This window comes from Pontiella sp., from assembly GCF_041622395.1.
GTDB lineage: Bacteria > Verrucomicrobiota > Kiritimatiellia > Kiritimatiellales > Pontiellaceae > Pontiella.
Map to the genome: position 1 here is coordinate 1 of NZ_JBFJYW010000118.1, position 10,425 is coordinate 10,425.

The window sequence follows — 10,425 nt, forward strand, 5'->3', positions numbered from 1 at the left end:
AAGGTGCCGCTGTAGCAGCCTACCGCAAGCCTTTCGCAACGAAGTTGACGAAGTGAAATCGCCGCGCCTCCGGTAAAAATGGATGGGACTAAATTTTTGAAACAAAAAACCTTATCTACCTTAAGCCCGGTATGTTAACCCCATTCCCATCCATTTTTATGAATAGATCAGGCTAGCCCGATGGGGGGCAACTTTTCTACGCCTTGTTGGCGACGAAGGGCTTTTTGCGGTTGGGGTGGGTGGTGCGGCAAATCTCGCAGACGGTGCCGTCGCAGCCGCGGGCGGTGCAGAATTCGCGGCCATAGGTGATGAATTGCAGGTGCAGCTTTTCCCAGTCTTCGGCGGGGTAGAGTTTTTTGAGATCCGCTTCCGTCTGCACCACGTTTTTGCCCTGGGTCAGGCCCCAGCGTTGCGCGAGGCGGTGGATGTGGGTATCGACGGGAAAGGCCGGAATCTTGAATGCGTGAATCATCACCACGCTGGCCGTCTTGTGGCCTACGCCCGGCAACTCTTCGAGTTGTTCGAAGGTACGCGGTACTTCGCCGTCATATTTTTCGACGAGCATTTCGGAAAGCCGCTGGATGTTCTTGGCCTTGCCGTTGGCCAGTCCGCAGGTTTGGATGCATTCCAGGATTTCCTCGACGGAAAGCTTCATCATTTCCTGCGGCGTCGACGCCTTGGCAAAGAGGGCGGGAGTCACCAGGTTGACGCGCTTGTCGGTGCACTGCGCCGAAAGCAGGACCGCCACCAGCAACGTGAACGCATCGGTATGGTCGAGCGGAATCGGAATCTCCGGATACAGCTCGTCCAGCTTGGCGGCAACATATTCGGCGCGCTCTCTTTTCGTTTTCATGCCGAGCGTTTTATCGCACGCAGCAACCGCGCGCCACAAAGAACAGGAGATATCTGATCAACACGCGCCGGTTTTTGCATGTTTGCCGCCGAGCCTGCAAGCCCCGGTTAGCCGGTGCCCCAATCGTCTAAAAAAACAATGGCCTATCAGATTTGCGAAAACGAGGCGCTGACGATGTCGGCAGATATTTTGACTTTTTCGCTAGATGCGCATAAAATCCACCATCTGCAAGAAGGGAGGCTATCATGAAAATGTGCGTTGTCATTGTCGCAGTCGCCGGTTTTTCGGTTTCATCCTTTGCACAGGGGAGCCTGACGCCGCCCGGTGCGCCCGCGCCGACGATGAAAACGCTGGAGCAGGTGGAGGCGCGCACGCCGGTGAGCGGAGCCATGACTCTTTCCCAATCGGGTTCCTACTATCTCACTGGAAATGTCACCAATGGCGGCATCACGGTTTCAGCAAGTGATGTGACGCTGGATCTGAACGGGTTTTCAATCATTGGAAACAGCTCCGGTAACGGTATTGCAGTGAATGGCGTTCAGAACGTCGTGGTGCGCAACGGCAGTGTTCGGGGGTTCAGCATCGGGGTGCTGGCGAGCGGAACGATCGGGTGCCGTTTTGAAAAACTGGTGGTATCGGAAAGCGACACGACGGGGTTCTATTTCAACGGGGTCGGAGGTGCCTGCAACGCCAATACGGTGGAAGCCTGCACGGTCATCGGTAATGGCGAGCGGGGGATCCATTTTATCGGCAACGTCGGAGAGTGCAGCTTTAATCTGGTAAAGGACTGCGCCATCGGAAACAACAACGGCGACGGAATCTATTTTGAAGGGCAGAGCGCCGGCAGCTGCAACGAGAACCGGGTTGTCGACTCATTGATCGTCGGGAATTCGGATCGTGGAGTCCTGTTCAACGGGACGGGAGGAAGCTGCAGCGGAAACGAAATCGCCGGGTGTCGGATCTCTCGTAATTTGTACGGCGGCATCAGCATGGGAGCCGGTTGCAATGATAACCGGATTTTGGATAATACCATCGTGGATAACAGCGGAAGCGCCGCCGGACTGGCGGTGCTGGGAAGCAGTAATCTGATCTCCGGGAATATCGTTAAGGGAAACACGTCCAATTATGATTTCAGCGAAGACAATCAGTTGAACCTGTTGATTTCTGAGATCCCGGAAAGTCTCGACTGGCCCTGTTCGGTCAAGCTGACCGGATCGCTTACGAGCAGTGGAGACGGTATCACGATCACCATGAGCGGCGTCACTGTGAACCTGGCGGGCTTCTCGCTTAGCGGCGACGGGATAAAGGCTTGGGGCGCAACCAACGCGCCGCTTTCAGGCATCTGTATCAAGAATGGTCTGCTGCGAGATTACTACACAGGGGTAAATTTCGTCCAAGTCAACGGCAGCCGATTGGAGAACCTGATCGTACGCAATACCTGCGTCGGGCACGACGACAACTTTTCCCTCGATGCCGCCGACACCTACGGGCCCGAAATTACTGCGCCCGGGGAGATCGGCAGCACCAACCCTTGGGCCAACTTCAGTTTCTAATCCGGAAGGAGAATGGTCATGAAAATGCACATGTTCATAACCGGGCTAACTGCCGCCGCCACATGCGTGGCGGCCACGACGATCGATCCGGCGAACAAATACGGCTACGGCGCGAACATCGGTTGGGTGAACGCCGCAGGCGATGTCGCCAACGGCGCGGTGATCGGGCAGGCGTTTTGCTCCGGCTACCTGTGGGGCGCAAACGTCGGCTGGATCCACCTGGGCAACGGCGAGCCGCCCAATGGCAAGGCTTATGGCAACGTATCGTCCAGAGACTACGGGATCAACCACGACGGGGCCGGCCGTCTGTCCGGTTACGCCTACGGTGCCAACATTGGCTGGATCAACTTTGAGCAGACCCGCGGCAAGCCGATGGTGAATCTGGCAACCGGCGACCTCAGCGGCTATGCGTGGGGAGCGAACGTCGGCTGGATCAACCTTGCGACGCTTGCGACCCTGACGATTGATCCGGGCCCCAGCGTTGACGGCGACAACATTCCCGACGCGTGGGAGCTGGGGCACACCAACACCATCTGGGTGCTCAATGGCGGTGATGCCGACGGAGATGGAATGCCAGACGAAGCGGAATATCTGGCCGACACCGATCCGCTCGACCCGGGCGACTACCTGCGCATCACCGACTTCCAGACCTTGAAAACGACCAACTGGGTCACGTGGCCGGTCAAAACCACGCGGCTCTACACGCTCCAGCATGCCGCCGCACTCAGCAACGGCATGAGCTGGGCCACAACGAGCTCGCCGTTCATTCCGACCTCGGGCCCCGGCGTAACGGAGACGGTTTCCGGCGTGGCCGACACCAACCGCTTCTACCGCGTCGAAGCCCGCCCGCCGCTGAGCCCGTAGGAAGAGCGTGGCGGTGGTTCGGAATCAATCGCCGCGGAGAACATACCTTTGCAGGAGGAACAAAAGATGAAAAAGCAGATCATCGCCCTCGCCGCCTTCGCGGCATTCGCAACCCACGCCCTCGCCCAGGGCTCCCTCACCCCGCCCGGCGCACCCGCGCCGACGATGAAAACGCTCAGTCAGATCGAGGCCCGTACGCCGATCTCGGCGGCCACCACCATCACGCAGCCCGGGTCGTATTATCTGACGGCCGAGATCTCGGTCGCCGGCGGAAACGGCATCACGATCAGTGCCGACGAGGTGACGCTGGATCTCAACGGGTTTACCATCCGATCCACCGCGGTCAGCGCCAGCGGTTACGGCATTTTTGTGAACGGCACCCGCCGCAACATTGCCATCGCCAACGGGTTCATCAAGGGAGGAACCACCTGGAATGGTTCCAGCTTCAGCGGGGCGGGGTTCAACTATGGCATCGTCAGCTTTTCCGGCTCGAACATCACGGTGTCGGAGGTGGTGGTCGAGCGGTGCTACTACAGCGGGATCTATCTCTGGAACGACGGCTCCACGGCCGTGGCGTCCTGCACCGTGCGCACCCACAGTAGTTACGGGATTGTCGCAGACCGGGTTGAATCCTCGATCGCGCTGGAGTGCGGCTCTCACGCCATCTCTGCCAACCAGGTGACCGATTGCCGGGGTTCGTCCGTTCTCAGTGGATTCGGGATTTCCGCCGAGAGGGTGCGCGGCAGCTATGGACGTGCGGAAAACGGAACCTACGGAATTAGCGCCACCACCGCCCATGACTCGTACGGTTACGCCTCCTCGACTTCTTCTTCCGCTTCCGGGATTTCCGCCACCACCGTCGTCAATAGCTATGGCTATGGAACCAGCACGGCCGGCGATGCCCGCGGGATTTCCGCCTCTACCGTCAATAATTGCTATGGATATGGAACCAGCACGGCCGGCAATGCCCGCGGAATTTACGCCACCACCGTCAACAACTGCTATGGATACGGCCACTGCACCAGCACCGGCGCAGGCTATGGGATCGATGCCGAATCCGTCCAGAACTCCTATGGCTACAGCGGGGGCGATGGCGGCGGCGCGGGCTACGGGATCGATGCCCATTCCGTGGGCAACAGTCGCGGATTGAGCACCAGGTCCCATTCCGGCAGCCGGGGCATCGCTGCGGAAGGTCCGGTCGCCGACAGCTACGCCTATTGCGCTGCGGGCCATGCGATCGATGCCGAAAGTGCCGAAAACTGCCGCGGCGAAAGCACCGGCGGCAATGGTATTCATGCCGGGAAAAGCGCCATGAACTGCGTCGGGATCAGCTCCGGCAGCTATGGGCTTTCCGCCTCCACTGCCGGAAACTGCTATGGTGCCGGTACAAGGGGTATTACTGCCACGGTCGTCAACGGGTGCTATGGAACAGGCAGCACCAGCTATGGAATTTTAGGAACGACCGTTAACAACAGTTACGGCTTCAGCACCAGCGGCAACTCTGGGCTCCATGCCACCATTGCCCAGAATGCCTATGGCTTCTGCGAAAGCGGCTCCTATGGGCTCTACGCCGGCAGCATCGCCATCGGCTGCTATGGATCCCATTACGGCACTGGCACCGGCATTTACGGCTATATCCTCAACTCGTGCCGCGGCTACAGCGCCAGCGGCACCGCCGTCGGCTATTCGTACAAATACAACATGCCGTAGGGGGTTGGACGCCATGAAGATGCGGAAAAAAGGCAGGCCGCTCATGAAACAGGGGCTGATTTTAACGATGGCCGGCGCAGCCGGTCTGGCCGCGCAGGCCTTTGAAGGCCGCATCGAGGCGGTTGAGGTGCGCGGCGGTCCGGCGCAGCAGTTCAGCTGGACCGTCGGCAGCAACATGCTTTGCATTGCCCGGAACGGGACGGACCGGCCCGAAGCCGAAAACCTCGTTGCGCTGGATACGGGGGAGGTCACGTTCGTGTTCCCGCACAACGGCAGCTTCATGCGCTGTCGTCCAGAGAATAAAAACCAGACCTCTGCCGGTTTCCCGGAGATGCCCCTGCCACCCGGTGGGCTGCCGGCCGGCATCGGCCCGTCCGGGCTCTCCGGCCTACCGGAGCCGGCCGTTTCCATGGAAATGAAAATGCCGGAGTTGCCTGCCGGGATGCCGGCGGGCATCGGCCCGCAGGCGGCCGCGCAACCGGGTCCGGCAGGCCTGCCCGATATGCCCGGCCTGCCGGACATGCCGACCATGCCGGTGGAGGGCGCGCAGCGCTCCCTGCGCCGCGGGGAGGTGGAGGTCAGCGCCACGGGAGAAACCACCAACCTGCTCGGTCGCGTCTGCACGCGCTACGAAATTCGCGATCGACGGCACGTCATGGAGGTCTGGGCGACGGATCGGCTGGTGCCGTTCCATCCCTGGCAGCAAAATCTGCCGCCCCGCAATCGTCATGGGCGGAGGAGTCTGGAAGAGTGCTGGGGGGAACTGCTGCAGGAGAGGAAGCTCTTCCCGTTGCTCGCCACCATGAAAAACGAAGAAGGCGAACCCGTGCCGTTTGAATTCAGGGTGACCTCCATCCTGCCGGGAAAACAGGAGGATGATGCCCGCTTCCGTCCTCCGGCGGATTTTCACGAAATGCATCTTCCGCAGTTTTAAAGGGGCCATTCATCGAGGGGCGCGTGGTGATGGTGTTCAAGTCGGCATAAAAATCTTAGTGAACAAGTTCCTCGACTGCGGCGATCCGGAGCCCGCCTTTGCCCGAATCCGGTACCCGGCCGATCGACGGGCTGTTCCGTGCCCGCACCATCGTCTTTCTGGCGGCATCCCGGCTTCTGCGCCCCTCGCGGCAAGCAGGCCGAAACAAAAGAGGGGGCCGGGGCACCGCCCAGCTTTGCGGCAACATATTCCGCGCGCGCTTTTTCCGTTTTCATGCGGAGCGTTTTATCTCACGCAGCAACTGCGCGCCAAAAAGAACAGGAGATATCTGATCCCAATCAGCCGGTTTTTCCATGCTTGCCGCCGAGCCTGCAAGCCCCGGGCGGGCCGGTGCCCAATCTTGAAGTAAAAGACGGCTGCCACGACAACGTTCTCGATGAAACCGTCTCTAGAACGGCCTCTTTGTGCGAGCGATCCCAATCGCCTGAAACGCGATTTCCTGCCACATCGTTGCCTTTGCGGCGGAAAGTTTATAAAACCGTGGCCAATAGGCGATATTTCGCGCTATGCTATGTACTTTCGCGATCTGAATGAATAATGATAATCCGGATAGGGGATGGGATATGAACATTGGAAAATGGTTGGTTGGAACGGCGGTGGTGTTGTCGGGGGTGTTGAACGTGCCGGCGGAGAAGGTGGAGTCCGACATTGATGGTGCAGTGCCCGGCAAATGGACGATGGATTTCGAGGCTGCGAAGAAGGTGGCCGCAGAGAAGAAGATTCCCCTCTTACTGGATTTTTCCGGTACAGACTGGTGCGGATGGTGCAAGATCATGGAGGAAAATGTGTTCACCAAGCCGGAATGGCAGGCATACGCAAAGGATAACCTCATGATGGTGCTGGTCGACTTTCCCCGGGACAAAAATCTGGTTCCGGAGAAATATGTCGAGCGCAACAACGCGCTGAAATCGGAATTCGGCGTTCGCGGATTTCCCACTTTCGTCGTGCTCGATGACGATGGCGCGACCGAGCTCGGTCGTTTGACGGCGGGCAGAGAGAAGAGCCCGGCGAGTTTTCAGAAGGAGCTCCGCGGCCTGTTCCGTTTCCGCTCCGGGGTGCTTGAGGCGTATTGTGCATCGCTTGGCGCGGAAGCGGGGAATGCCTACCGCGCCATGATTGCCGAGCTCGCCGCGAAAGAGGAGGCGGCCAAGCAAGCCGATGCCGCCGTGGAGGTCGCCCAAAAAAAGGCCGGCACCGCGAAGGACGCCATCGCTCGTTATAAAAAGGAGATGGCGGCATTTCGCGCCGACCAGCTCAAAGGGGAAGAGCGAGAGGAATACGAAAAAATAAAAGCCAAGCTCGATGAGGCGAGGGCGAACTATTTCGCGTGGCAGAAAAACAAGACTGAATCTGGCGCGGAGGCCGTGAAAAAACAAAACGAGCTCGCGGCCGTAATGAGACTGTACGAGCAGCAACTCGCGGAGTTCTAACCACCGGTCAATGCGGTTCTGCGTGAAAAAACCGGGCCTCCCCGTGGAGCGCCCGGTTTCTTATTGGCGCGGTGCGAGTTTCTTTCGCGCGTCGTTCCGCGCTTCTTTGGCGACCTCGAATCAAGGCCCGCCCCACGGCGAGCGTGGCCGCAAGGGTCCAGACACATGTGATCCGTTTCTTTATCCCAACCCGGGAATGGAACCACCGATGAACCCAGAGGGACACCGATCCTCAAGGAGATATGGAGCTTGTCCCGCTCACCCGCCGGAGTAAGAACCTGTTCTGCCTATCCTGTTCATGAATCTGTGTTTATCGGTAATTGGTCGCTATTCGCTCGCAATGGCTATCTGTGCTTCATTTACTTTTCTAGGTTTATGGAAGGATGCGGAGTCGGTTCGATTGCTGGAACCGTGGTCAGCGCGTCGCATCCCAGAGCGGTTTTTCGAGGAACGCCGCGAGCCGCTTGGCGTCTTCCCGGATTTGGGATTGGTTGCCGTGGTCCGTGACGTTGATGCGCGCGCCATCGGCAAGGACCAGGTTTAGTTCGTAACTGTAGAAGCGTTTCGTCCGGGAACTCCCGGATGAGGAGGAGCTCCTTTCCTCGCAATACTCGCGGATGATTTGCAGCGCATGGATGTCGTCGAAGTCCGCGTAGGCCTTGAGCTCGTCCTTGCGCATCACTTTTTCCGGCGACTTCCAGTCGTTCCAAAATGCGCCTGCTCGCCGGTCGAACATGATCGGCGGGAAAAAGCGGTGAATCATGTATCCGCAACCCACGGCCATAAACGTCCCGACAATGGGCAGGGGGGAAAGGCTGAACCTGCCGCTCCGGATGAAACTGTAGGCGGTGAATCCGATGCAGCCGACAGCGGCCAAAAAGAATACGACGACCGCAGCCACCACGGAGGGGTCCGGGCGGAAAGCAACACGGTCGGGCCCGATCTGTTTGTAGATGCGCGTCTTGGTTTGATTTCCTCCGCCAACCAGCGGCGACCACTCGGTCTGCTCCGCGATGGGGTCGTTCAGGCTGGCGGCATCGAAGTTGAGGTTCGGAACCTCGAAGTCGGAGAGCGGTTGAAGAAGATCGGGCATCGCGAATCCTATTTGATGCCGACCACGTAGGCGACCCAGCCCTGGACGTTTTCGTAGGTTTTGCGCAGGCGGTAGATTTCGTCGGACTCGCCGTCGTCGTTGAAGTCGTGCAGGTAGACCTCGGCCTTGGAGAAGCCCGCCTCCCGCAGGAGTTCCTGCAGTTCCATCAGCGTCCAGAGGCGCCATTCGTAGGTGAAGGCCTTTTCGATGCGTCCGTAGCCGGGCACGGTGAAGTGGATGTGGCAGGTGGTGTCGTGGTTGATCGGGTTGTAGGCCGCCTGCTCCCAGATATATTCGAAGTCGGGGATCTCCAGCCCTTCGGGCGTGGTGAGGCCGGGGATTTCCCGGACGTCGTCGGACTTGGCCGTGACGGACTCGGTGCCGCCGTAGATATCCATCACGAAAAGGCCTTCTCCGTTCAGGCATTGGTAGACGCGGTTGAAATAGCCGCGCAGCACCTCGCGTTGCTTAAAGACGCAGAAGGAAAAATTCAGCGCATAGACGATGTCGACTCCGGGGGTTTCAACTTCGAGCACGTCGTCGCAAATCAGGTGGAGCCGTTTCTTCTGTTTATCGGTCAGCCCGGACACATTGTATTTCTCGCCCCAGTCGAGGGTAGGTTGGTGGAAGTCGATGCCCCACGCTTCGTGCAGCTTGTTGCGTTGCGCCCAGCGTGCGGCCAGCTTGGCCGTACCGCAGAAATCCTCGCGCACGGTCAGCGGCTTGCGCTTCCAGTGCTTCTGGTAGACGCGCTTGCCGAAGTCGAGATCGGTGTCGACGTTTTGGACGGAGGCTTCGTAGAGCCAGTGGAGGTCGGGGAGGTCGCTTTTCTTCTTGGCCATATCAGCTGCATTTTTGGTGAATGGCCCGCAGGCCGTCGATCAGATGTTCGTTGGCGCACAGCACGGTTGCGCCGTGGAGGATCGCTTTATTCTGGAAAATGGCCAGGCTTGCTCCGGCTTGCCGGGCAATGAGTCCGGCGGCGGCATAGTCCCATAGATAGATGCCGGATTCGAGGTAGCCGTCGGAGATCCCGGCGGCCACGTGGCATAGATCCAACGCGGCCGATCCGTTGATGTGCACCTTTTGGGTGTTGAGCGCCAGCATGCGGAACATGTCGAAGTGCGGTTCGTTGGCGGTTTCCATGTGTTTTGAGAGTCCGGAAAAAACCATCGAGTCCTTCAGGTGCCGCGTCAAGGAGACTCGGATCGGAGCCCCGTTGAGTTTCGCGACATCATCGGAGTGCGCGGTGTAGTAGTCGTTGAACTCCGGGGCGAAGACGCATCCGGCAAGTATCTTGCCGTGGTGGCGCACGGCCACGGAGCAACACCAATAGGGGAACCCGTGCGTGTAGTTCATCGTCCCGTCGATCGGATCGATGATCCATTCATAGCCCGTGGCGCCGTTGGGGCGTTCGTCCTCTTCGCCCAAAATCCCGTGGTCGGGGAACTCGGAGGCAATCACCTGTTCCGCAATCGTCTGGCATTCGACGTCGAGCACGAGTTTGACGTCGTGGTGAAAGGTTTCGGTGGAGTCCCGTCGGCGCTCCTTGTTGTCGAGGGCATGCTTGCCGGCGGCGTCCGCCGCGCAGATCGCCACATCGAGCAAGTGGGTCAGTGAAATGTTTTCCATGCCTGTATTTAGCCAAGGCAACCGAATGCAGTCAAAGGCCAATGGTTGGAATCTCGCGGGCGCGGTGCTCGACCTATTTCACGATCGTGTTTTCGAAGTCGGTGGCGTAGGCCCGCGGCGCGCTGAGGATGATGTTGGCAATGATGGCCTTTTTGAGGTCGGCTTTGTTGTCGAGCGGGAAGTCGATGCGTCCGGCGGAGCTGCTGCGAAGGATTGGTGTCGAGGCCAGGCGAAGTCCCTTCAGGCTGGCCATGGTGGATGGCCTCGCTTTCGCGGACATCTTCTGCGCCGCAAGC

The 10,425-nt window shown here is 59.1% G+C and carries 10 protein-coding genes; 5 read left to right on the forward strand and 5 right to left on the reverse strand.

What is annotated here, in order from left to right; translation table 11 throughout:
• Positions 1–196: 196 nt before the first annotated feature.
• Positions 197–853 (reverse strand): endonuclease III, encoded by a 657-nt coding sequence (gene nth / locus ABYO54_RS08410; protein ID WP_372807804.1) that lies wholly within the window; start codon positions 851–853, stop codon positions 197–199.
• Positions 854–1,098: 245 nt separating this feature from the next.
• Here nth and ABYO54_RS08415 point away from each other — a divergent pair, with 245 nt between their 5' ends.
• The 5 genes from ABYO54_RS08415 (at position 1,099) to ABYO54_RS08435 (ending at position 7,404) form a co-directional block, all read left to right on the forward strand.
• Complete coding sequence (locus tag ABYO54_RS08415; RefSeq protein WP_372807805.1) at positions 1,099–2,406, forward strand: right-handed parallel beta-helix repeat-containing protein; 1,308 nt, start codon at positions 1,099–1,101, stop codon at positions 2,404–2,406.
• 18 nt (positions 2,407–2,424) lie between these two features.
• The gene (locus ABYO54_RS08420; protein ID WP_372807806.1) at positions 2,425–3,270 is read left to right on the forward strand and encodes a thrombospondin type 3 repeat-containing protein; all 846 of its coding nucleotides are present in this window, start codon (positions 2,425–2,427) and stop codon (positions 3,268–3,270) included.
• A gap of 66 nt (positions 3,271–3,336) precedes the next feature.
• Entirely contained in the window at positions 3,337–4,980 is a 1,644-nt protein-coding gene (locus ABYO54_RS08425) for a right-handed parallel beta-helix repeat-containing protein (protein WP_372807807.1), read from the forward strand.
• A 13-nt stretch (positions 4,981–4,993) separates the two neighbouring features.
• Positions 4,994–5,914, forward strand: coding sequence for a DUF4412 domain-containing protein (locus ABYO54_RS08430; protein ID WP_372807808.1), 921 nt, complete (start codon positions 4,994–4,996; stop codon positions 5,912–5,914).
• Between the two features lie 680 nt (positions 5,915–6,594).
• Positions 6,595–7,404, forward strand: coding sequence for a thioredoxin family protein (locus ABYO54_RS08435; RefSeq protein WP_372807809.1), 810 nt, complete (start codon positions 6,595–6,597; stop codon positions 7,402–7,404).
• 415 nt (positions 7,405–7,819) lie between these two features.
• Here the strand turns inward: ABYO54_RS08435 and ABYO54_RS08440 are convergent, their stop codons facing one another.
• From ABYO54_RS08440 to ABYO54_RS08455, 4 genes are all read right to left on the reverse strand, one after another.
• Positions 7,820–8,497 carry a hypothetical protein gene (locus tag ABYO54_RS08440; RefSeq protein WP_372807810.1) on the reverse strand — a complete coding sequence of 226 codons (678 nt, stop codon included), beginning with the start codon at positions 8,495–8,497 and terminating at the stop codon, positions 7,820–7,822.
• Between the two features lie 8 nt (positions 8,498–8,505).
• Positions 8,506–9,339, reverse strand: a complete 834-nt coding sequence (locus tag ABYO54_RS08445) for a class I SAM-dependent methyltransferase (protein ID WP_372807811.1) — start codon at positions 9,337–9,339, stop codon at positions 8,506–8,508.
• A 1-nt stretch (position 9,340) separates the two neighbouring features.
• Positions 9,341–10,129 (reverse strand): inositol monophosphatase, encoded by a 789-nt coding sequence (locus tag ABYO54_RS08450; RefSeq protein WP_372807812.1) that lies wholly within the window; start codon positions 10,127–10,129, stop codon positions 9,341–9,343.
• Between the two features lie 73 nt (positions 10,130–10,202).
• On the reverse strand, positions 10,203–10,425 hold a 223-nt coding region (locus ABYO54_RS08455; protein WP_372807813.1), incomplete at its 5' end, for a hypothetical protein.

What these genes read in the sequence shown, in the direction of transcription:
- nth (WP_372807804.1), bottom strand. Translation starts at nt 853, where the DNA reads ATGAAAACGAAAAGAGAGCGCGCCGAATATGTTGCCGCCAAGCTGGAC.
- ABYO54_RS08415 (WP_372807805.1), top strand. Translation starts at nt 1,099, where the DNA reads ATGAAAATGTGCGTTGTCATTGTCGCAGTCGCCGGTTTTTCGGTTTCA.
- ABYO54_RS08420 (WP_372807806.1), top strand. Translation starts at nt 2,425, where the DNA reads ATGAAAATGCACATGTTCATAACCGGGCTAACTGCCGCCGCCACATGC.
- ABYO54_RS08425 (WP_372807807.1), top strand. Translation starts at nt 3,337, where the DNA reads ATGAAAAAGCAGATCATCGCCCTCGCCGCCTTCGCGGCATTCGCAACC.
- ABYO54_RS08430 (WP_372807808.1), top strand. Translation starts at nt 4,994, where the DNA reads ATGAAGATGCGGAAAAAAGGCAGGCCGCTCATGAAACAGGGGCTGATT.
- ABYO54_RS08440 (WP_372807810.1), bottom strand. Translation starts at nt 8,497, where the DNA reads ATGCCCGATCTTCTTCAACCGCTCTCCGACTTCGAGGTTCCGAACCTC.
- ABYO54_RS08445 (WP_372807811.1), bottom strand. Translation starts at nt 9,339, where the DNA reads ATGGCCAAGAAGAAAAGCGACCTCCCCGACCTCCACTGGCTCTACGAA.
- ABYO54_RS08450 (WP_372807812.1), bottom strand. Translation starts at nt 10,129, where the DNA reads ATGGAAAACATTTCACTGACCCACTTGCTCGATGTGGCGATCTGCGCG.